The following is a 21,486-nucleotide window of genomic DNA, read 5'->3' on the forward strand; positions in this document are numbered from 1 at the left end:
AAACGGATTTATAACTTCAGGACTTCCATTTTTTTAGAATATAGAATAACTACCGAATTACTACAATGAAACTTTAATAGCTCATACATTTGGATGTGTTTCTTTTCAAAGTGAAATAGTATTGCTGAAACAATTCAGGAAACATTAAACCTTCTTAAATTTGTGTATTTGATCATACGGCAGCCATTTGTTTATGAAAAATTCTAAACCTTAATTTTTTATTCTTTAATCCTTTGGGAAAATACAGAATTCCCTCCAATTCCCAATTAATTGTCCCATCCCCCTTCTGATCTCAGTGTGACCTTTTCAACCATCCCTGCCACATTTTTGAGCTTCATCAAAAACGATAATCGTTATGAATCTCGAAGCTCAGAATCTCAACTTTTCCAGAAATGTCCCGCCATCACTGGAGCAGGTACAAGCCTACTTTAACTCCCTCCAAGTTCCGGCTTCCGAAGCAGAAGTTTTCTATTTCTATTACCAGGGAATGGACTGGCGAAATGAAATGGGTTCCGCTATACGAGATTGGGTGATGGCCGCTGATGATTGGGTCTGGAATTTGGAAAACTGAGGCTTTTGCCAAGAATAATAATTTCTTACTTGATCAACTCGACCTTCTGCTGAGGGCAAGCTTGGCATTGCGTGTTTGCAATGAGCAAGATGTAGGATTGTGCCACAATCCGATCTTGCCCACCGCTGCCGGAGTTGCGGGTGGGCATAAAATTTCTCCGAAGTCGAATTTTATAGTCCTGTTGCCTATATGAAACAATCAGCTAAGGAAAAATCCATATGGCTCACGGTAAGACTGACTGCCCTTGAAAAGCAAAAGCTCAATTCCTTACTCGAAAAAGCCGCCTATTGTCAGACGATAAGTGAGCTTGTTAGAGACGTGCTTTTCAAAAGAAAACTAACCCTCAATACACGAAACGAATCCTTGGAGAACACTCTTGAAGAATTGGGACTGCTAAGAAATGAACTGAATAAAATCGGAGTGAATATCAACCAGATTACCCACTATTTTCATATGCAGGCTGATCCAAAAGAGCGTCTGTTTTTTGTGAAGGAAATGCTCCCTCACTTTGAGCGGACTAAAGCAAAAATAGAGGCGCTCCATAGCTTGATTGAAGGATTGAAAAATCTAACCTAATTGGTTGCTAAAATCATTACAGGAAAGACTATCGGAGGAGTGATCCGATACAATGAACAGAAAGTGAAAACTGAACAGGCAAAACTGGTACAGATGGGAGGATTTGCGGTTAAAAATCTTTCTGTGGCTGATAAGATCCAATCATTTGAAAAGCTGCAGAAATTGAATAAAAGGACGAAAACAAACGCCGTCCATATTTCGCTGAATTTTTCTCCAAAGGATAAAGTGGATGAGTTTATGCTTCAAAAGATTGCAGCTGATTATTTGAAAGGAATTGGATTTGAAAACCAACCTTACCTGCTATATCAGCACTTTGATGCTGCCCATCCACATATTCACCTGGTCACAACCAATATTTCAAGTTCAGGAAAACGGATTGAAACGCATAACCTCGGCAAGTTATGGTCAGAACAGACCCGGAAAGAAATTGAGGAGCGATACCATCTTGTAAAAGCGGAAGAGCAGCTGAAGCAAAAAGTAAATTTTCTTCAGTCGTTGGAGAAAGCTTCGTATAGCAAGACTGAAACAAAGGCAGCCATTTCCAATATTACAAGGGAAGTTATCAGAACCTATCGGTTTACTTCCATTCCTGAATTGAATGCAGTGTTGGGACAATTTAATGTCTGCGCTTACCGTGGGGAAAAAGAAAGTGAAATGTACAAGAATAGAGGGATAATCTATTCAGTACTGGATTCAAACGGTCATAGGATTGGGGTGCCTATTAAAGCCAGTTCTATTTATTCGAAACCCACGTTATCCAATCTGGAAAAGTGTTTTGTCAGGAATAAAGAGGAGCGAAAATCATATAAGGAGGAGCTCCGGAATACAATCTTGGAGACGGTCGATAAATGCAGTTCCCAGAAAGAGCTTTCAGACAGACTAAGAAGCAAAGGGATCCGTCCGGTATTCAGGATTAATGATGACGGCAGACTTTATGGAGTTACTTATGTTGACAATGTGAGCCGCACTGTGTTCACCGGTTCATCATTGGATAAACGGCTTTCTGCCAACGCTCTTTCTGCATATTTTTCCCGAAAAACCACCATTTCATTCAGTGCTCCTGACCTTAGGGAATTTCCTTCGGATGAATTGTTAAAGCCGCCAGTTCCTAGCAATAGGATCATTGTTAATACTTACCAACCGGATGATCCGACACCTTATGAATTGAGGCAAAAGAAAAAGAAGAGACGCAAGAAGCTGCACACTTAAACCTATGCAGACAGGGGAGAGCACGGAAGGACTTAGAAAAATCATCGACCTCACGAGGAAGTTGAGTATAGGGGTATTGTGCCTTCATTTTTATTATTACTGCTATCACTCGTTTGATAAGTGGGGTTTAACCCATGACATAGGGGAGAGACTGCTGTTAAATATCAGAAATACAGGGTTGTTCAGCGCATTTCATATTTCCAAAGCTTTTGCGCTGGGGTTATTGCTGATTTCATTGATCGGTGCAAAAGGCAAGAAGGACGATAAACTTAAACTCACTCAGGTTCTATGGCCACTCATATGTGGGGCTATTATTTACGGAACTAGCCATATTACTTTTTACCTGACTTTTACTGAGGAAAGGTTAAGTATTATCTATATGACCCTCACCGCACTGGGGTATTCCCTTATTCTGATGGGGGGATCATTGCTGAGTAGGTTGCTAAAGAACCAGCAGAATCAGGAAGTTTTTAATTATCTGAATGAGACCTTCCCTCAGGAAGAGCGGTATTTGGATAATGAATACTCGGTTAATCTTCCGGCTAGATACAGACTGAAAAGCAAGATCCGCAACTCTTGGATCAACATCATCAATCCCTTCCGTGCATTATTGGTGGCTGGTACTCCAGGTTCCGGCAAAAGTTACTTTGTGATCCGCCATGTGATCACCCAACACATCAGTAAAGGTTTTTCCATGTTTGTGTATGATTTCAAGTACGATGACCTCTCCCGAATTGCCTACAATACGCTTCAAAAGAATTTTTCTGCTTATAGCATAAAACCAGAATTCTATACGATCAATTTTGACCGCTTGTCACATACCCATCGCTGTAATCCTCTGGAACCTGATGCGATGTTGGATATTACCGATGCCTCTGAAGCCGCACGTACTATTATGTTGGGTCTTAACAGGGAGTGGATAAGAAAGCAGGGCGATTTCTTTGTGGAAAGCCCGATTAACTTCCTGACTGCGATTATCTGGTTTTTGAAGAAGCATAGGAGGGGGAGGTACTGTACGCTTCCCCATGTGATTGAGTTGATGCAGGTCGAATATGAGAAACTCTTTACGGTACTGCGTACCGAACCTGAAATCGAAGTGCTGATCAATCCCTTTGTTTCCGCATTGGTCAAAAAGGCATTTGACCAGCTGGAAGGGCAGGTGGCCAGTGCCAAGGTTACCATGGCACGATTGTCTTCCCCACAGCTTTATTTTGTGCTTTCGGAAAGTGAATTCACGCTCGATCTGAACAATCCCGATGCACCTAAAATCATCTGCATGGGAAACAATCCCCAAAAGCAGCAGGTCTATGGAGCAGTCTTATCACTATATATTTCAAGGATTGTCAAACTTGTTAACAAAAAGGGAAAACTGAAATCCAGTCTGGTTTTCGATGAGTTTCCCACGATCTATTTCAATGGAATTGATAACCTGATAGCCACTGCACGATCCAATATGGTAGCCACCTGCTTGGGGGTGCAGGATTACAGTCAGCTTAAAAAGGATTATGGACGTGAACAAGCAGAGGTAATCATGAACACGGTGGGTAATTTCATCAGTGGTCAGGTGCTGGGGGATACAGCGAAGCAACTTTCCGAACGGTTTGGAAGGATTATCCAAAACAGAGAAAGTATATCAATCAACAGTTCGGAGACATCAGTGAGTAAATCCACCCAACTGGATCAGGCGGTTCCTCCTTCTACCATCTCCTCACTTTCTTCGGGAGAATTTGTTGGCATGGTGGCGGATACGCCTGATCAGAAGATTGGGTTAAAAGCTTTTCATTCTGAAATCATCAATGATCATGCTGCCCTTAAAAAAGAAGAAGAATGTTATAAGGCCATCCCCAAAGTACGGGACATTTCTTCTGAGGAGGTTGAGGGGAATTATAGAAGAATCAAACTAGATGTCGAGGAGATAGTCAGAATGGAAATGGAGCGGGTGTTTGATACCCCTGAGTTGGGGCATTTGATTTTAAGGTGACGGAGCCTGCTGTTTTAATTTCATGTGAATGTTTCCAACCGGAAAACTATGTCACTAATTAATTTCAATTTTGCTGACTTTTTGGCTTTAAAAAAATATTATCATATCATTATTACTTGATAAAGAACTTAGTGTAATAGTTCCTTTTCTTACTGCAGGTGAAACAAACTTAAGCTATCCGGTTTTGGAGGTAAAAGATTCTACTTATTTGAAGCAACTTGTGGAAGGACTTGTTCTCGGTGATGAGGCATGCTTTAAAAATCTTTATGAGCTGTTTTCTGTAAAAGTTTACAACATCACCAGAAAAATGGGGCTTGGGCATGAGGATGCAGAAGGAGTGGTTCAGGAAGTATTTTTGAAAATATGGAAAAACAGGGCTAAACTGGATCCAGAGTTGTCTATTAATGCTTATATATTTGCGATTTTAAGGTCTAGGGTTATAAACCAGTTAAAGAAACAAGCACGTTTTTTTGCATTCCAGGAATATCAGATTCCACTTTTACAACAGGTCACGAACTTCAGCGCAGACAGTGATTTGATATACGCTGAATTTCATAATCTATCATTGGAGCTTATTGAGAAACTTCCCCCTGCGCAGCGTCAGATATTTAAGTTACGGCACCTTGAGAATAAATCAGTAGCAGAAATATCAGAAGCATTGAATCTTTCCAGACGAACTGTTGAAAACCACATATTCCGAAGCACCAAACTTTTTAAGGAAGGACTCGATAAATTAGAAATTGTTTCAAAAAGTGTTTGGATAATTGCTTTAAATGAAGTAATTGATTTGTTTTTGACGGGCTAAAACAATTCTATTTTTGGTCGAATTTAAAATTTTCCAATTTTTTTTGAATTTGTCTTGAGTATAAATTATCTGCTGAGGGTATATACTATAGAACAAAGGCAAGATGAATCATCATAAAAGAATTAAGGATTTTTTTGAAGGAAAGCTTACTAGGGAAGAAGCCCAGGAATTTCTCGACTTTTTAGAAAGTCAGGAGGCAGAGGAATTCTTATCCGCAGAGTTGATTCAGTTATGGTCCAGCAAGTTTAAGTCTAAGGAGTATAATTGGGATCATATGGCTTTGTGGGAAAAATTAAACCACAACAAGTCCAATTATGCACGTCCTTATGTTCAGCGAGATAGCAACTCAAGGAGAAATTGGCTTCCTTGGGCCAGGGCAGCAGTGGTTTTTATTGCAATTGGTCTTTCAACGCTGTTTTTTGTTAACCGGGAAAAATATAGACCTGATCAAGAACAAGAGTTGTTACTGGATACCAAACTAGTTACCCATTACAATCCAGCCGGCAAAAAAACCAAAATCACTCTTCCTGATGGATCCACTGTGTTTTTAAATTCAGCAAGTAAGTTGACTTATCCGGCTGATTTTCTTCAGGACAGGTCCATTTCATTGGAAGGGGAAGGCTTTTTTGAGGTGATCAAAGATCATGAACATCCTTTTACTGTGGAATCCAAGGGCATAGTGACGACCGCTTTAGGCACCTCCTTTAATATATCCACCTTTGGGACAGAAGATAAAGTAGCTGTCACCTTGCTTACCGGAAAGGTAGAGCTCAGACAGGAGGGTAAAGGGAATGCCATTCAGCTTGTTCCCGGAGAAGGGTCTGTTCTGTCCAGGAATGATGAACACCTGAGCAAGACAGCGATAAATGCACGGGATAGGATATTGTGGACTGAAGGGATTTTAAAATTCAAGGATACTGACTTTGATCAACTCGCTAAAATTCTCGAAAGGTGGTATGATGTGCAAATAACTCTTCAGGGAAGCGGTAAGAAGCTGGCAAGCGGGACATTTGATTCAAATGAAAGCTTAAGGAATGTCTTGGAAGTTCTGAGCGGATCCTTGGATTTCAGTTATGAATTAAAAGATAAAAAGGTAATGATAACACTAAACTGATTAGCCTATGATTAAATCCAAGTAAGGAAAAAACAGGAACGTACTACGAATACGCTCCTGCTAAAATCAAAACACATTGCCCCGTTCAGAAGCATTGCAAACTGTCGTCTGGGGAATTATCATGTTTCAACTTACCCTCAAACATATGAAAAAAATATTACCATTAATAGTCATGTCTATTAAGCTAGTGGCCAGAGGAATTTTCATGCTCTGCATATCACTCAATCCTCTTTTGGCCAATACCTCTAAAGCCCAGGTAAAAAGCATTGATGAGGTTTTTCTTAAACTGGAAAAACAACCCAAATCTTTGGTTCAATTTTTTAATGAAATTGAGAAAAAGACAGAGTTCAAATTCTTTTATACCTATGTGGCGGTCAAGTCAGACTCGGCTATTTCTTATCTTGAAGAATATGAAAGCGTAGAAAATCACCTAATTAACATTGCCTCACAAACAGAACTGAGGTTTAAACAGGTCAATAATGCGATCAGTGTGATTAGGAACCCAACTCAGGATAATTCTTTGTTGGTCAAAAGATCAGATGAAGAAAATATCACAGGAACGGTAAAAGATTCATTGGGTGAGCCCATGCCGGGTGTCTCTGTCTTGGTAAAAGGTACAAGCGAAGGGACAGTGACCGAACTGGACGGCAGTTTTTCGATAGACGCAAATCCTGGACAGACCCTCTTGTTTTCATTTATCGGATATAAACGAAAAGAAATCCTGATCGATTCTGATTTTGTATTACAGGTGATGATGGAAGAGGAGGAGAATTCCCTTGATGAATTTGTGGTGGTAGGATATGGTACGGTCAAAAAGAAAGACATCACCGGGGCCGTCAGCGCCATAGAATCTGAGGAGCTCAAGGATCAACCAATTGTCAGTATTGATCAGGCAATCGCCGGTAGATTGGCAGGTGTGGTGGTAACCCAGGCAACAGGGGCACCTGGGGGAGGGGCTTCAGTGCGTATCCGTGGTGCAGGTTCATTAAGTGCCGGAAACGAGCCTTTATACGTGGTTGATGGATTTCCGGTAACGAATGATTTTGATCAGCGGAACAACCCGCTCAACACCATTAATCCTGCGGACATTGATAATATCCAGGTGTTAAAAGACGCTTCCGCCACTGCTATTTATGGCTCTAGGGGTTCCAATGGCGTTGTGCTGATCACAACAAAATCGGGCAAGGAAGGACAGGCAAAAATTGAGTTGAATGTGAGTTCAGGGTTTCAGCAGGTAGAAAAGACATTGGATGTGCTGAATGCATCTGAGTTTGCAACTTATATCAATGAAGCCAGAAATAATGCATGGGTGAATTCTGGGCCAGGAAGATCTGCATCAGATCCCAACGCTGATAGAATCCAGAATGTCATGTACCTGATTCCTGAAGGGTTTGAAAATCCACAAAGTTTGGGGAAAGGCACAAACTGGCAAGATGCTGTTTTTCGTACCGCACGTATGAGTGATTACCGCCTTAACTTTTCGGGAGGAAATGCTAAAACCAGGTACTTTATTTCCGGAGGGTACTTGGAGCAGGAAGGTGTGATCATAAATTCGGATTTGAAACGGTATTCCTTTAGAGTAAATGTGGAATCCCAGATGAACGATCGCGTAAAAGTGGGTGTGAACATTACTCCATCGTATACTTTTTCCAATCAGTCACTGGCCGAAGGAAACTGGCAAGGGGGTGGGATAATCCAATCCGCAATTACGGCCGGCCCACATTTGACTCCCTACGATTCAGAAGGTAACTATACCAAGATAACCGGACAGGGAATTGGGACCTCGGAGGTAGATAATCCGGTAAAAATTGCCAGGGAATATTTTCATCAGCAAAAAAACCTGAGATTGCTGGGCACAGCCTTTACTGAGATTAGTCTGGTCGATAACCTTATGTTCAAAGCTTTGGTAGGCACAGATATCAGAAGCTTTAGAGAGGATATTTTCAGTTCTTCCATTATCAATCCAAACAGTGTCAATCTTACCCGGCCCGCCGTGGGATCCAATAATACGGCACAGACGGTAAACTGGCTTGGCGAATTTACGCTAAGCTATGGGAAGACGTTGGGCAAGCATACATTTGATGCCGTTCTTGGATATACGGTACAAAAAGAGAAACTAGAGGCCAGTCAGATCACTGGGACAAATTTCGCAAATGACAATATAAGAACAACAAATGCTGCAGGATTGATTACCCGGGCACTGAATACTGAGGAAGAGTGGTCCATATTGTCATATTTGGCACGATTGAATTACAATTATGATGATCGTTATCTTTTAACTGCAACTTTCCGACAGGACGGTTCGTCCAGGTTCGGATCTGATAACCGATGGGGAGCATTTCCATCCCTATCACTTGGATGGAGGCTTTCAGAAGAGAATTTCCTGAATCAGGTAAGCTGGTTGTCGGAACTTAGACTACGTGCCAGTTACGGTCTGACAGGTAATAATTTCATTTCTAACTATGGTGCAATCGGTCTGACCGCCATAGAGAATTATCCACTGGGTACCAGTATCAGCAACGGCATGAGATTGGCGAATATTCCCAACTCCACGTTGGGATGGGAGAAAAACAAACAACTCGATTTTGGGTTGGAACTAGGTGTATTTCAAAACAGGATTTACCTGGCGGCAGATTATTACATCAAACGTACTTCTGATTTATTGTTGAATGTTCCGGTGCCTACTCTTACTGGCTATACCAATGCATTGCAGAATATAGGGGAGATTAAGAATAAAGGAATTGAATTTACACTGACCAGCAGAAACCTGGTGTCTGATTTTACCTGGACAACAGATTTTAATATTGCTTTTAATCAGATTGAGGTGATGGCATTGGGGCCGGACGGGTCACCGATTATTTCCAGACAGGCAACTTCCTCCTCTTCACCAACACATATTACACAGATCGGTTCTGTCCCCGGAAGTTTTTATGGTTATCAGGTAGTCGGCGTTTATCAAAATCAGGAAGATGTTGAAAACAGTGCGGTAGTATTGAACGGCGATGGAACTGTTCAGTCCATTCCAGGGAGATTGAAATTTGCCGATGTCAATGGTGACGGGATTATCAATACCGATGACAGAACGATTTTAGGTGATCCTTTTCCTGATTTTACCTATGGAATGACAAATAGGTTCTCGTTCCGGAATGTGGATTTTTCCTTTACACTGCAGGGAGTACAGGGATTTGAGGTACTCAACTTGGCCAGAAGATATTATGGCAATTATGCCGGGTCTTACAATGTACTTCGAAGTGCGTCAAATGGATGGAAATCCGAAGCTGACCGGGGAGATGGATCTTCTCCCATGATTGACAGGAATTTCAACGCTTACGCAGGAAGCAATGTGGTAAACAATGTGACTTCGCAGTTTGTAGAGGACGGATCATTCTTAAGGATCAGAAACATTACTCTAGGATATACCTTCCCGGCAACTATCCTGGAGCGTATAAAAGTTTCCAATGCACGGTTGAATTTTACCGTTCAAAATGCCTACACCTTTACCAAATATGAGGGATTCAACCCGGAAGTTTCGGCACAGGGAGGAAACCCACTTGTGCCTGGTGTTGATGCCGGAGGATATCCGCTGGCGAGGACATACATGTTGGGTTTAACTATTGGCTTCTAAATGGATTATCTTATGAATAACATACTAAAATATAAATTGGTTGGTGCTTTGCTCATGATGGGACTTAGCGCATGCAACAGTGATTTTCTGGATTTGGCTCCTATCTCCCAGGAAAACAGTACTAATTTTTACAAGACCGCCTCTGATATGGAAAATGCCCTGACGGCAGTTTACGGGTCGCTTCAATATGGCGGAACCTACTATTCTTCCATGCACATAATCGGGGAACTCAGATCAGACAATACCGAAATTACAAACCCCAATGCTGGCGCAAACCTACAGGCTGTGGATGACTTCACCAATGATGCTGTCAATTCCATAAGCAGCACTACCTGGAATGCACATTATCAGGGGATCCAGGCCGCGAATATTGTAATAGACAAAATCGCTACTGTAGAAATGGATGCAACACTCAAAACACGCTACGTGGGCGAGGCAAAATTCCTTAGAGCTTTGCTGTATTTTAACCTGGTCAGAATATATGGGGATGTTCCTTTAGTGTTACAGATGATTTCCAGCCCTGAGCAAGGCTATACTTTTGGAAGGAATCCAAAAGAGGAAGTTTATACACAGATTATAACTGATTTGAATGATGCCGAAGCAAGTCTTCCTTTCACTTACAGCAGTGCTGAAGCAGGAAGAGCAACAAAAGGAGCGGCAATGACTTTATTGGCTAAAATTTACCTTACCAGAAAAGAATGGACTGAGGCTTCACAAAAACTCAAGGAAGTGATCGATGCCTCAGGCCAGACAGGCTATAGGCTTATGGACTCTTACGGGGATATTTTTGGGCCAACGAATGAAAATAATGCTGAATCTATCTTTGAAGTACAATTTAGTAGCAGTTCAAACGGAGAAGGAAGTCCCTTTACCAACCAGTTTGCTCCTATAGGATCAGGCACAGCGGTTGTATCTGTAGGCAATCCACTGGGACAGAATATTCCCACGGAGGATATGAATGCTGCCTACAGCGTTGGGGATGCCAGAAAAGAACTTTCAATGGCCACTTCCTATCAGCTAAACGGGAATGAAGTGGCACATAATTATATCCTAAAGTATTCGGGAACTCCTGCTGCTTACCTGGACAGTGACAATAACTGGATTGTTCTACGCTATGCCGATGTGTTACTGATGTATGCCGAAGCGCTAAATGAGATCTCCTTTCAGCCGGATGGGGAGGCCTTTTTACTGCTCAACCAGATCCGGTCAAGAGCAGGATTGCCTATGATGAGCAGTTCAGGGCCAGTCCCCGCATACGTGTTGGCCACCCAGCAGGATTTCAGAGCGGCAGTTGCCAATGAGCGAAGAGTGGAACTTGCCTTTGAAGGACATCGGTGGTTTGATCTGGTCAGGACCGATGAGGCATTGAATGTACTTTCCTCAAAAGGTATCCAAGCCCACAACTTGTTATTTCCGATACCTCAAAGTCAGATAGATATTAATCCCGGTCTGATCGTACAGAATCCGGGATATTGATCCGGAAAAACTACTATCCATATCTCTATTCTCTAGCTACCACCCCAGTTTTTTGGGGTGGCTGGGGACTCTTTGCTACCATGTGCTGATTTGAGATAAGGAAAATCAGTGAATTAAGAAAACTATCAAATGTCAACTCTACTACACAGTTCGTGGATATGCTGTCTTATTACCATCCTCCTGGTAAACACTTCACTTGCCCAATCCATAAGTACGCCCAACCGGAAGGAAACGGGGTACAGAGGGATTTGGTACAGCAATGAGCCCTCTGAAAATGAGTATGTCTATAAATATGGTGGCGGTTTAGCTACCTATCCGGCAAACCATTACCCCTTTTCAGTGTATGCAGAAGCGGTAAACAAGACTTTTTTTTGCTACGGGGGAGCAGATTCGGAGGGGAATACCCTATACCACATGGTGTCCTACTTTGACCATACAACAGGTCAGGTTCCCAGACCAACACTGGTCTTGGATAAACAAACGGATAATGCCCATGACAACCCTGTCATGAACATTGATAAGGAGGGCTATATCTGGATTTTCTCTACCTCTAATGGGACATTACGGCCTTCATATATTCACAAGAGTACTCAACCTTATGATATTTCTGAGTTTGAAGCTGTGTTGGCCACTAAAATCGAGCAGGGTGAAAAAGTCCCAATGGATAATTTTTCCTATCTCCAAAGTTGGTATCAACCCAACAAGGGATTCATCAATTTATTTACCCATTACCAGACCGGAGTGATACCCGGACAGCCGGAAAAGCCCAGAAGAACGATTGGTTTTATGACCAGTGTGGATGGGAGCTCGTATTCTGAGTGGCAGGATATTGCCAGGATTGAGGAGGGGCACTATCAGACCAGTGGACAGTCAGGAAACCTGCTGGGAACATCCTTTAATTTTCACCCTTTTGTCAAGGAGGGCAACGGGCTCAACTATAGAACAAATTTATATTACCTGCAGACAGATGACTTTGGGGAAAGCTGGACAAACGCAAGTGGTGATCGGCTAACTATTCCTCTTAAGGATGTTCAAAATAAGACATTGGTGAGGGATTATAAGTCCGAGGGTCTATTGGTTTACATCAATGACCTGGAATTTGACAGCCATAATAGGCCTGTGATTCTATACCTGACCAGTAAGGGGTATGAAGCTGGACCTGAAAATGGGCCCAGAACCTGGCATACAGCAAGATTTACAGGTAATGAGTGGGAAATCCTGCCAGTAACGTCCTCTGACAATAATTACGATATGGGATCCCTTTACATTGATGGTGAGGGTAAGTGGAGGGTAATTGGGCCCACTGACGCAGGCCCCCAAAAATTCAACACTGGAGGCGAGATGGTGCTCTGGACCAGTCTGGATCAAGGTAAAAACTGGACAAGTAGAAAGCTCACTTTTGACAGCAGTTATAATCACTCATATGCCCGAAAACCAGTGAATGCCAATGATGGTTTTTATGCATTTTGGGCCGACGGGCACGGACGGGAAAAATCAGTTTCCGCACTCTATTTTTCTGACCGTTCAGGGAATGTCTATCGGCTTCCAGCCAAAATGGACGGGCAGTTTGCAAAACCTGAACTAATCTCTGGAAACAATGGCAAGTAACAGGACTGTACTGGGGTTTTTACTGCTAGGCTTGTACATATTAACGGGCTGCAGGCAGGAAAAGGAGATTGAACTGGATCTCCTTGATATGGTCTATTTGAGTTCTTCAAGCTTGAAAGTAGAGATACTGGCCTCTGGACTGGAAGTTCCTTGGGACTTGGAAGTTGACGGACTGGGGGATTTGTGGATCGCTGAGCAAAAGGGCAAAGTATCCCGGATGAACCTAAAGACAGGTTCTTTAAAACATCTTTTGACACTCTCTGATGTTTGGCAAGAGAGGACCTCAGGCTTATTGGGGATGACTGTACATCCTGATTTTAGGGAATTTCCTTATGTATACCTTAACTATACTTTAAAGGAAAATAGTAAAATTGTTAGTCGCCTCGTCCGGTATACCTGCCAAAACGATACGCTAATCCAACCATTTGTACTATTGGAAATCGAAGGTGGGACATCTCACAATGGCTCCAGGCTGGACTTCGGCCCAGATGACAAATTGTATTGGGCTACCGGGGATATACATGATTTCTCGAATGCACAGAATCCCCAATCCCTGAACGGGAAAATCCTTAGAATCAATCAAGATGGAAGCATTCCAAAGGACAATCCTGATCCCGAAAGCTATGTGTGGGCGATGGGATTTAGGAATATGCAGGGACTGGTGTTCTCTTCCAGTGGTATGCTTTATACCTCTGAACATGGTGATGCAATTGAAGATGAGGTAAACCTCATCCAAAAGTCAGGGAATTATGGCTGGCCTGAGATTGAGGGAAAACAGGATCTTGAAGGGGAATTGGATTTTGCCCTCAAGAATAATACGGTAGAGCCCTTGCGTTCCTGGACTCCGGTAATTGCGCCTTCAGGATTGACCTATTACGGGAGCAATGCTATTCCGGAATGGACTAATTCTTTACTGTTGACAACCCTAAAGGGCAAGAGCCTCAGAATACTTTCATTGAATGAAAAAGGGGATGATATCATCTCAGAAGAAATACTGTTTGAAAACCGCTATGGTAGGCTGCGGGATATCGTGACAGGTAGTGGGGGCGAAATCTATCTGAGCACCAGTAACCTCGACTGGAATCCCCAGCCGGGGTTTCCTTTGGATGGGGATGACAAAATCTTAAAAATAAGCCGTTCGGACGAAATGTCTACGTCGCCACTCATTCCGGAGAAAGCACGACAAGGGCCAATATTGAATGGCGGTGATCTATACTTAAGTTACTGTGCTTCCTGCCATAAAGAGGATGGAAGTGGTATTCCTGAGGTATTCCCTTCCTTAAAAGACTCCCGATTGATCACAGGAGACCCTTCCGCTTTGATTGGACTGGTGCTGAAGGGTTCAGAAGCATCCGGGAGCGTGCAACAGATGCCAAGCTTTGCGTTTTTGGACAACAGGCAAGTAGCTGATATCCTTAATTATATCAGGGCTGAATGGACAGAGAATGCGCAAATAATCGATCCGGATTTTATTGAACAAAACAGATGAGCAAACAGGTAGAAATAATAATAAGCAGGCTCAAGAGTCTTGGTCCCGGTATCATCACCGCGGCCTTGGTCTTTGGGCCAAGCAAAATGACCATTACTTCAAAATTGGGTGCCTTATATGGGTATAGTACCTTATGGTTGGTCGTGGTGGCCATCTTTTTTATGCTGGTGTTTACCGATATGGGGGCAAGGATTGGTCTGAGTAGCCAGGAGACCTTACTGTCCCAGATAAGAAAAAAGTGGGGGAGGACAGTTGGGGTCATCATAGGGATGGGAGTGTTCTTGGTAACTACCTCCTTTCAGGCAGGTAACTCCATAGGAGTGGGGATCGCTGTTGCGGAAGCAACCGGAACTTCCAGCTGGGTTTGGGTTTTGGTTTTTAATCTCCTCGGGATGAGCTTGCTGTTCTTCAGGAGTTTTTATAAGACGTTGGAAAAGTTGATGATTGGTCTGGTCGGTTTGATGCTACTTTCATTCCTGACCACTGTGGTAATGATTAAACCGGATTTTGCAGCCATCGGCAGTGGATTGGTTCCTAATGTTCCTATTGGCTCGGAAGCTATTATGATTGCTTTTGTTGCTTCATGCTTTTCAATTGTAGGAGCATTTTATCAAACCTATCTCGTCCAGGAGAGAAACAAGAGCAAAGGAGGAAATACTGACAAAAATACCAGTATCACAGGAATTGTCCTGTTGGGGTTGATGAGTGCTGTGGTGATCATTTGCGCAGCCGCGGTCTTGTACCCCCAGGGAATCCAGGTCAATTCGGCGTCTGAAATGTCCAAAGCTCTGGAGCCACTGTTCGGTTCAGCTGCGGCTTATTTGTTTTTGGCAGGACTGTTCGGAGCTTCATTTTCATCACTTATTGGAAATGCCACAGTCGGGGGTAGTCTATTGGGAGACGCTGTTGGATTTGGCAGCGGGTTGAGCTCCGGCAAGGTCAGGGGATTGATCGCTCTGGTCATGGTCTGCGGAGCAGGCATCTCGTTGGCTTTTGGCAAGCTTCCGCTGGAGCTGATCATTTTTGCCCAAAGTGTGACCATTTTTCTTGTCCCTTTCATCGGGGGAGCCATGTACGTAGTAGCCAATGACAAGAAGATGATGGGTGACCGAGTGAATAACCCTTTTGTAAAGGTCTCGGGAGCAGTTGGCTTGCTGCTGCTGATCGCTTTGGCCAGCTGGAATTTCAAAGCACTTTTTATGAACTAGAATGAAAATATAAACCGATATCAATGAAAAATTTAAAGGAATTAGAAAAAGAACTGACTGTTCCATCAGAGGCACTGATTGAAGATATGGCCCGGATAGAAGGGGATATCATGTTGCTTGGGATAGGAGGAAAAATGGGGCCAAGCATGGGTAAACTTGCCAAAGATGCCATTAAAGCGGGAGGATTGGGCAAACGTGTATTTGGGGTTTCCAGGTTTTCAGATGCTGGTGCAATGAAATCATTACAGGAGGCAGGCGTTGAAACAATTTCCTGTGATCTGCTCAATGACAGTGAGCTGCAGAATTTGCCTCAGGTGGAAAATATTATTTACCTGGCTGGACATAAGTTTGGAACTACAGGAAATGAGGGGTTTACCTGGGCAATGAATGCCTATTTACCGGGAAGGGTTTCGGAAAAATTCAAAAATTCCAGACTGGTCGTGTTTTCATCAGGAAATGTGCTGCCATTTGTCCCTCTCTCTTCAGGAGGGGCAACAGAGGATACTGCACCTGAGCCCATAGGGGAGTATGCCCAGTCCTGCTTAGGGAGGGAAAGGGTTTTTGAGTACTTCTCAAAAACAAACCAGACCCCCATGTTGATCTATAGGCTTAACTATGCGGTGGACTTTAGGTATGGTATTTTACTGGAAATTGCTAAAGCTGTTTTTCACGAAAAGGAAATTGATCTGAGCACATCTAATGTGAATGTAATCTGGCAAAAAGATGCCAATGAAATAGCATTAAGAGCCCTCTTACACACCACGGCACCTGCAAAACTGCTGAATGTTACCGGGCCGGAAATCCTTTCCATTCACTGGATTGCCTCGGAATTTGGAAGAATTTTTAACAAAGAGCCTAAGTTCATCAATGAGCCTGTCGGTACAGCATTACTGAACAATGCTTCCGAATGTCACCGTTTATTCGGTTATCCTAAAACCACCCCTAGGGAGATGGTGGAAATCACTGCCAATTGGTTGCTTCAAGGGGGTGATGAGTTTGGCAAGCCTACACATTTTCAGCAGAGAGGGGGGAAGTTTTGATGAAGGAATTAAGGAAAGAACTGTATCAACACCTGCTTAATGGAACCGTAATTCCTGCACATCCACTCGCTTTGGACCAAAACCGGTCCATAGATGAGCAAAGGCAAAGGCAACTAACCAGGTATTATATGGCCAGCGGGGCAGGGGGAATCGCCGTAGGCGTGCACTCTACACAATTTGAAATACGGGATCCCAGACATAACCTGTACGAAACAGTGCTAAAATGGGCATCAGAAGAGATTGACGAAGCAAATCTGGGTCGTCCTTTCCTGAAAATTGCCGGCATCTGTGGGGATACCCTGCAGGCAGTATCTGAGGCGAAACTGGCTTTGGAAAACGGTTATGAATTAGGATTGCTCAGTATGGGAGGATTACAGGGGTGGACAGAACAGGAAATATTGGATAGGGTCAGAGAGGTAGCCGCGGTGATTCCTGTTTTTGGATTTTACCTGCAGCCTTCAGTTGGAGGAAGGGTTTTTAGTTATGGCTTCTGGAGACTGTTCGCCGAAATCAGCAATGTTGTAGCGATAAAATGCGCTTCATTCAACCGGTATCAGACCTTGGATGTGATGCGGGCTGTATGCAACAGTTCAAGGGTAGATAGCATTGCTATGTACACCGGCAATGATGATAATATCGTAGCGGATTTGTTGACCGACTATCGTTTCACCGTTGCCGGAAAGCTGGTTAAAAAAGCTTTTGTGGGAGGACTGCTGGGACATTGGGCAGTATGGACACAAAAGGCAGTCAGTCTCTTGGAGGAAGTAAAGCAATGCAAGGCCCAAGGGAGTGGAGAGGACTGGGCAAGCCTACTCTCCAAAGGAGTCGCTATTACGGATGTAAACGCGGCTATGTTTGATCCATCCCATCAGTTTCATGGCTGTATTCCGGGTATGCATACCATGCTTAAACAGCAAGACTTACTTGGGACCACACATTGTCTTAATCCAGATGAGCGATTATCTGTCGGTCAGTTGGAAGAAATCCAACGAGTCCACCAAGAATATCCCGACCTGAATGATGACTCATTTGTAAGGGAGTTTTTACTCAACGATAAATACTAGATTTATGAAATTTCTAATAAAGTTTGGGGCGGTATTTATTTTTTTGATTTCCGGTGTCCCAGGGATTGCCCAAGTGGATACAGTGCAATTCAATAATCACGGCCCCCAATTATTTGCCTCAATGATACAGGGCAGTGCTTTTTTAAAGGATGGGAATGGCAGGGAATTGATCTATACGGTGGTAAGGGGAGAACCTGCGCACCTGCTTGGTTATGATGTGGAAACCAAAGACCTACTCGTAGATCTTCCTTTGGGTGAGGCAGATGGTGCCTGGGATATGGCCCAGACTTCAGATGGTACACTTTATATCCCCGGAGCTGATGGTACGATGTTTTCCCATAAGCCGGGAAGTGCGGAAGTGATTGATCTGGGGGTGGCACTCGAAGGAGAGACTTACCTGTGGAATCTTACAGCAGGAAAAGATGCTGAGGTTTTTGGGGCTACTTACCCCGGATGTAGGGTGTTTAGATACCATCCTGCCGATGGATTTTCTGATGTAGGTAAGGGGCCTTTGGTTGAAAATGAGAATTACGTGAGGAGCATAGCTTATTATCATAAAACCGAAATGATTTATGCAGGAGTGGGTTCTAAAGCACACCTTATCGAAATCAACCCCAAAACAGGAGAAAAGAGGGACATCCTTCCTGAAAAATACCAAGGCTATGAATTTGTTTATGGGTTGGAAATTGTTCCTGGGATAGATGGAAATGACCGCTTGTTCGTCTTGCTGACCAATGGCAGTGTGACGCTGGTTTATAACCTGAAATCAGGTGAATTCGAGCAGGAAATAGAAAGGATGGATATGCGTTCTATTACTGGAGTACCTAGCGGGGATGCTGTTTATTATACTTCTGGGGGTTCTTTGAAAAGATTCGACCCTGCCTTTTCAGAAGCTAACGCTGAGGTTTTGGAGGATGAAGTTGGTACTGCCAACGCCTTCAGCATGGGAAATGAAGGTGAAGTATATGTGTTGACTTCTGGCGCAAACCTGATTAAATATGACCCGAAAAGCAGGCGGTTTGATAAAACTAAATTAAACGTACCAGGCCAACCTATACCGATCCAGTCTTTAATGTATGGTCCGGATGGAAACATTTGGTCGGGAGGTTACCTAGCAGGGGGAAATGCTACCTATAATCCCTTAACCGGAGAGCATAGATTCCTACCGGGACTTGACCAGACTGAGGGGATGTCATATCAAGAGGATAAGATATATTTTGGAGTCTATCCCAAAGGTAAATTCTATGAATATGACATCAGAATTCCATGGGATCCAAAAGGGGGAAACCCAAGAATGCTTGGACAAATCCCTAACCAAAGCAGGTCATTTGCGCAAGTTAGTATCCCTGAAAAAGAGATGGTGGTTTTTGGGATGATCCCTGAATACGGTAAACTTGGGGGTGCCTTAATCACTTACGATCTTAACAGCGACGAACTAAAAGGTCATCCAAGTCCAGTTGATTCACAGGCTATTTCAGGTCTTATCTATACAGGTGAATACGTTTTGGTAGGTACTACTATTTCCGGTGGGCTAGGAATAAAGCCTACAACTACAGAAGCGGTTTTGGTTGGATGGGATCCGGAAACTGGCAAAAAGCTTTTTCAGACTGTTCCTATTCCAGGAGCCTCAGCCTTAACAGGTTTTATTAAAGGTCCTGACGGTAATATATGGGGAATGGGAGATGGAACTCTTTTTAAATTTGACCCGATAGGCAGGAAGGTTGTCAATACGCATAAAATGTATGAATTTCCGGAGTTTAAAAGCCACATCTGGAGAAGTTCTTTTCTTATCTTACATCCAGATGGTCATGTATATGGAACAGATAACAAGAAGCTTTTCAGGATTGACCCAAAGTCAATGATCTTAACCGAGCTGTCTGATAAGGCAGGTTTACTGGTCATGGATAATCAGGGAACGCTTTTCTTCCGAAGGGGTACGGATCTTTGGTCGTTCAGGCCGTAAGTGATAAGCAAGTGGTTAATGCATATACTAATTAAGATCAGTTACTCGTATGGTACAGCATAATGACTTCATGGATTTATCCAGAAGGAGGTTTTTAAAGAAATCCGCGATTTTCGGGGTTGGAGCGGGATTGGATTTAGGTTCAATCCCCCACTTCGGCAATGCTTCTATCAGGATTGGGATCATTGGCTTGGATACTTCCCATGCAGTAGCATTCACAAAATTGTTTAATGCTGAAAATCCCCTAAAAGAATTTGAGGGATTCAAAGTGGTATCTGCTTTTCCTTATGGCAGTATGAAAATTTCATCGAGTATGGAGAGGATTCCGGAATATACAAAGGCTGTCCAGGATATGGGAGTAAGAATTTCAAATTCCATAGAGGAACTTCTGGAAGAAATAGATGTCGTTCTTCTTGAAACCAATGATGGCAACCTTCACCTAGAGCAGGCAAGAAAGGTTTTTAAAGCGAATAAACCTCTATTTATTGATAAGCCTGTGGCGGCGAATTACAAAGAAGTCAAGGCGATTTATTCCGAGGCTCAGGAGAGCGGGGTACCACTATTTTCTGCTTCTTCTCTGCGATATCAGCAAAATGTACATGCCATACGTAATGAGGACTTACTCGGCAAAATTATCGGCTGTGATACATTCAGTCCTGCTGAAATAGAACCAGGCCATAGCGACCTGTTTTGGTATGGAATTCATGGGGTGGAAATGCTTTTTACTGTGATGGGGCCCGGGTGTGAATCTGTTAAGAGGATTTATAGCCATGATGCGGACATAGTAGTAGGAAAATGGGCTGATGGAAGAATCGGGACTTTTAGGGGAATGCGTACAGGTGTACATGACTATGGTGGGACTGCCTTCGGGACAGGGGGCAATCTTACGCTGGGTTCCTTTGACGGCTATGAAGCCTTGGCAAAGCAAATTGCCCGGTTTTTCAGAACCAAGGTTTCACCGGTTGATTTTACTGAAACCTTGGAAATCTATGCCTTTATGGATGCTGCTGAAAAAAGTAAATTGCAAGGAGGAGCAGAAGTACTATGCACGATATGATAGATGAAGGCGATCTCCATTTGGGGTTTCATCTATTGGTATACTTTCCAGCAATCTGATGGCTAATAAGGTAAATGCGGTGTTTTGAAGAAATGATCTTCTGGTAATTTTTTTGTATGGGCTTCGCAGCTCACTATATACAAGTTCTGTATTTGAGGTTCATCTGGTTACGGGTGGATCACAAGATGAGTTAGACCTAGTAGAATATGATATTACTTGTATCATTTTCTTATAATAGATGATTTTAAAACAATACTATTTTTCCATTCCTTTTTCCGCCAATTTAGCCTGATCCCGTCACACGAGGCAAGAGACTACGGCATAAAGCTTGCGCTCTTGCCCTTGCTGGTTTATTCCGTTTCCTCTTGCACTTAGTGCCGGTCTCAGGCTGGCGCAGCTTCATAAGTATTTGTCAAACCAAAACACAAAAGACTATGAAAAGGCATACAAAAACGTCGCTAAGAGAAATGGGGGGTATTCCTTTTGAAGAGGAAGGGATAACTTACAAAAAGCGAAAGGATCATCCGGTATCTTCCAGAAGTTTAATGAACCGATCATTGAAGAACTCGAACAAGTGTGATTCCCCGATTATTATTGATGAAGAACAATGCAGGGTACCCGTTCACATATTAAAAGCAACAATTGGACAGAACTATTGTATAAATTCCTGCAGGAAAAGTTTGCCACAACGGATTTGCAG

The 21,486-nt window shown here is 43.1% G+C and carries 15 protein-coding genes; all 15 read left to right on the forward strand.

All coding sequences use genetic code 11. From position 1 onward, the window contains the following. The first annotated feature begins 355 nt into the window (after positions 1-355). The 15 genes from LZF95_RS16330 (at position 356) to LZF95_RS16400 (ending at position 20,786) form a co-directional block, all read left to right on the forward strand. Complete coding sequence (locus LZF95_RS16330) at positions 356-571, forward strand: hypothetical protein (RefSeq protein WP_192085601.1); 216 nt, start codon at positions 356-358, stop codon at positions 569-571. A gap of 189 nt (positions 572-760) precedes the next feature. Continuing rightward, positions 761-1,147, forward strand: a complete 387-nt coding sequence (gene mobC / locus LZF95_RS16335) for a plasmid mobilization relaxosome protein MobC (RefSeq protein WP_192085599.1) — start codon at positions 761-763, stop codon at positions 1,145-1,147. Continuing rightward, positions 1,148-2,356, forward strand: coding sequence for a relaxase/mobilization nuclease domain-containing protein (locus LZF95_RS16340; protein ID WP_192085597.1), 1,209 nt, complete (start codon positions 1,148-1,150; stop codon positions 2,354-2,356). Positions 2,357-2,360: 4 nt separating this feature from the next. Further along, positions 2,361-4,337, forward strand: coding sequence for a conjugal transfer protein MobC (gene mobC / locus LZF95_RS16345; RefSeq protein ID WP_192085595.1), 1,977 nt, complete (start codon positions 2,361-2,363; stop codon positions 4,335-4,337). 184 nt (positions 4,338-4,521) lie between these two features. Continuing rightward, entirely contained in the window at positions 4,522-5,142 is a 621-nt protein-coding gene (locus LZF95_RS16350) for an RNA polymerase sigma factor (RefSeq protein WP_192085593.1), read from the forward strand. A gap of 103 nt (positions 5,143-5,245) precedes the next feature. Continuing rightward, positions 5,246-6,256 (forward strand): FecR family protein, encoded by a 1,011-nt coding sequence (locus LZF95_RS16355; protein ID WP_192085591.1) that lies wholly within the window; start codon positions 5,246-5,248, stop codon positions 6,254-6,256. Positions 6,257-6,401: 145 nt separating this feature from the next. After that, positions 6,402-9,881 carry a TonB-dependent receptor gene (locus LZF95_RS16360; protein ID WP_225586757.1) on the forward strand — a complete coding sequence of 1,160 codons (3,480 nt, stop codon included), beginning with the start codon at positions 6,402-6,404 and terminating at the stop codon, positions 9,879-9,881. 12 nt (positions 9,882-9,893) lie between these two features. Then, entirely contained in the window at positions 9,894-11,357 is a 1,464-nt protein-coding gene (locus LZF95_RS16365) for a RagB/SusD family nutrient uptake outer membrane protein (protein ID WP_225586755.1), read from the forward strand. Positions 11,358-11,486: 129 nt separating this feature from the next. After that, positions 11,487-12,965, forward strand: coding sequence for a BNR-4 repeat-containing protein (locus LZF95_RS16370; protein WP_192085587.1), 1,479 nt, complete (start codon positions 11,487-11,489; stop codon positions 12,963-12,965). Beyond that, positions 12,955-14,454, forward strand: coding sequence for a PQQ-dependent sugar dehydrogenase (locus LZF95_RS16375; RefSeq protein WP_192085585.1), 1,500 nt, complete (start codon positions 12,955-12,957; stop codon positions 14,452-14,454). The genes LZF95_RS16370 and LZF95_RS16375 overlap by 11 nt, the downstream gene beginning before the upstream one ends. Beyond that, on the forward strand, positions 14,451-15,662 hold the full coding sequence (locus tag LZF95_RS16380) for an Nramp family divalent metal transporter (protein ID WP_192085583.1): 1,212 nt from the start codon (positions 14,451-14,453) through the stop codon (positions 15,660-15,662). Before LZF95_RS16375 ends, LZF95_RS16380 begins: the two co-directional genes overlap by 4 nt. A gap of 23 nt (positions 15,663-15,685) precedes the next feature. After that, positions 15,686-16,702 carry an NAD(P)-dependent oxidoreductase gene (locus tag LZF95_RS16385; RefSeq protein ID WP_192085581.1) on the forward strand — a complete coding sequence of 339 codons (1,017 nt, stop codon included), beginning with the start codon at positions 15,686-15,688 and terminating at the stop codon, positions 16,700-16,702. After that, complete coding sequence (locus tag LZF95_RS16390) at positions 16,702-17,766, forward strand: dihydrodipicolinate synthase family protein (RefSeq protein WP_192085579.1); 1,065 nt, start codon at positions 16,702-16,704, stop codon at positions 17,764-17,766. Before LZF95_RS16385 ends, LZF95_RS16390 begins: the two co-directional genes overlap by 1 nt. A gap of 4 nt (positions 17,767-17,770) precedes the next feature. After that, the gene (locus LZF95_RS16395; protein ID WP_225586753.1) at positions 17,771-19,729 is read left to right on the forward strand and encodes a hypothetical protein; all 1,959 of its coding nucleotides are present in this window, start codon (positions 17,771-17,773) and stop codon (positions 19,727-19,729) included. A 49-nt stretch (positions 19,730-19,778) separates the two neighbouring features. Continuing rightward, positions 19,779-20,786 carry a Gfo/Idh/MocA family protein gene (locus tag LZF95_RS16400; RefSeq protein ID WP_225586751.1) on the forward strand — a complete coding sequence of 336 codons (1,008 nt, stop codon included), beginning with the start codon at positions 19,779-19,781 and terminating at the stop codon, positions 20,784-20,786. Positions 20,787-21,486: the final 700 nt, after the last annotated feature.

Origin of the sequence: Algoriphagus sp. AGSA1 (assembly GCF_021390545.1) — a bacterium.
Lineage (GTDB): Bacteria > Bacteroidota > Bacteroidia > Cytophagales > Cyclobacteriaceae > Algoriphagus.

Bases quoted from the DNA above. Each gene is read 5' to 3' on its own strand.
- LZF95_RS16330 (WP_192085601.1), top strand. From the start codon at position 356: ATGAATCTCGAAGCTCAGAATCTCAACTTTTCCAGAAATGTCCCGCCA.
- mobC (WP_192085599.1), top strand. From the start codon at position 761: ATGAAACAATCAGCTAAGGAAAAATCCATATGGCTCACGGTAAGACTG.
- mobC (WP_192085595.1), top strand. From the start codon at position 2,361: ATGCAGACAGGGGAGAGCACGGAAGGACTTAGAAAAATCATCGACCTC.
- LZF95_RS16355 (WP_192085591.1), top strand. From the start codon at position 5,246: ATGAATCATCATAAAAGAATTAAGGATTTTTTTGAAGGAAAGCTTACT.
- LZF95_RS16360 (WP_225586757.1), top strand. From the start codon at position 6,402: ATGAAAAAAATATTACCATTAATAGTCATGTCTATTAAGCTAGTGGCC.
- LZF95_RS16365 (WP_225586755.1), top strand. From the start codon at position 9,894: ATGAATAACATACTAAAATATAAATTGGTTGGTGCTTTGCTCATGATG.
- LZF95_RS16370 (WP_192085587.1), top strand. From the start codon at position 11,487: ATGTCAACTCTACTACACAGTTCGTGGATATGCTGTCTTATTACCATC.
- LZF95_RS16375 (WP_192085585.1), top strand. From the start codon at position 12,955: ATGGCAAGTAACAGGACTGTACTGGGGTTTTTACTGCTAGGCTTGTAC.
- LZF95_RS16380 (WP_192085583.1), top strand. From the start codon at position 14,451: ATGAGCAAACAGGTAGAAATAATAATAAGCAGGCTCAAGAGTCTTGGT.
- LZF95_RS16385 (WP_192085581.1), top strand. From the start codon at position 15,686: ATGAAAAATTTAAAGGAATTAGAAAAAGAACTGACTGTTCCATCAGAG.
- LZF95_RS16390 (WP_192085579.1), top strand. From the start codon at position 16,702: ATGAAGGAATTAAGGAAAGAACTGTATCAACACCTGCTTAATGGAACC.
- LZF95_RS16395 (WP_225586753.1), top strand. From the start codon at position 17,771: ATGAAATTTCTAATAAAGTTTGGGGCGGTATTTATTTTTTTGATTTCC.
- LZF95_RS16400 (WP_225586751.1), top strand. From the start codon at position 19,779: ATGGTACAGCATAATGACTTCATGGATTTATCCAGAAGGAGGTTTTTA.